The 1,425-nt window shown below is 66.9% G+C and carries 1 protein-coding gene; it reads right to left on the bottom strand.

Annotation, left to right across the window (positions count from 1 at the left end; genetic code table 11):
* Positions 1–52: 52 nt before the first annotated feature.
* Positions 53–1,303, bottom strand: a complete 1,251-nt coding sequence (locus tag FRW57_RS21535; protein ID WP_152187032.1) for an IS256 family transposase — start codon at positions 1,301–1,303, stop codon at positions 53–55.
* Positions 1,304–1,425 lie beyond the last annotated feature (122 nt).

Genomic DNA, 1,425 nt, shown 5'->3' with positions numbered 1-1,425 from the left:
GGTGGTCAAGTCCCCTCAGGTGGTGTAACGCTGCGTGCTCCTTCGTGGGGGTTCACGCGGTCAGTGCGGGCAGGTGTTCACCTCCGGTCTCGGGCTGGGTGGTGGGCACGATGTTGACACGGCAGCGGGCGAGGACCTCGAGGCCGAGGTAGCGGCGACCTTCGGCCCATTCGTCGGTCTGCTCGGCCAGAACGGCTCCGACCAGGCGCACGATCGCGGCTCGATTGGGGAAGATCCCGACCGCGTCGGTGCGGCGACGGATCTCTCTGTTCAACCTTTCGGCGGGGTTGTTGGACCAGATCTGGGTCCACACGTCTTTGGGGAAGGCAGTAAACGCCAGGATGTCCGCTCGGGCGGCATCGAGGTGATCGTGGACCTCGGGCAGCTTCTCGTGGACGTAGTCCAGCAGCCGGTCGAACTGGGCGTGCACGGCGTCCTTGTCCGGTTGGTCGTAGACGCTGTGCAGCATCGCCTTCACGGCCGGCCACATGCTCTTGGGTGTCACGGACATCAGGTTCGCGCTGTAGTGGGTGCGGCAGCGCTGCCAGGCCGCTCCGGGCAGGTTCGCCCCGATGGCCTCCACCAGCCCGCGGTGGGCATCGCTGGTGATCAGCCGGACGCCGGTCAGGCCCCGGGCGGTCAGGTCGGCGAAGAACTCGTTCCACGCCGACCCCGTTTCGGACGTGGCCACCCGCAGACCAAGGACCTCGCGGTGTCCGTCGGCATTGACGCCGGTGGCGATCAGCGCGACAGCGTTGATCACCCGGCCGCCCTCACGCACCTTCATCGTCAACGCGTCGGCGGCCACGAACGTGAACGGTCCCGCCTCGCCGAGGGGGCGGTGGCGGAACTCCTCCACGATCTGGTCCAGGTCGGTCGCCATCCGACTGACCTGGGACTTGCTTAGCGAGTCGATCCCCAGCTGCTTGACCAGCTTGTCCATGCGGCGGGTCGACACTCCGGCGAGGTAGCAGTCCGCGACCACGGTGATCAGCGCTGACTCCGCCCGCTTGCGCCGCTCAAGAAGCCACTCGGGGAAGTAGGAGGCGCCGGTGCGTAGCTTGGGGATGGCCACATCCACCGTTCCCACCCGAGTGTCCAAGTCGCGGTGACGGTACCCGTTGCGCCGCGCCGAGCGGCCCGGGGTGGGCCGGCCGTACTCGGCTCCCACGACCGCGTCGGCGTCCGCGGACAGCAAGGCGTTGATCATCGTCTGCAACAGCGAACGCATCATGTCCGGGGACGCCTCGGCCAGGGCTTCACCCAGCAGGCCGGCAGGGTCGACAATGTGTGGTGCGGTCATCGTGATGACTCCGTTCGAGGGTTCTGTGAGAGGTTCACTCGAAGGATCACACGGTGACCGCGCCTACGTCCGTCACGGACAAGTTGGCCACCGTGCGCTACACCACTATGAGGGACTCAACT

This window comes from Segeticoccus rhizosphaerae (assembly GCF_009192725.1).
Taxonomy (GTDB): domain Bacteria; phylum Actinomycetota; class Actinomycetes; order Actinomycetales; family Dermatophilaceae; genus Segeticoccus; species Segeticoccus rhizosphaerae.
This window is presented reverse-complemented; position numbering and strand designations above follow the sequence as displayed.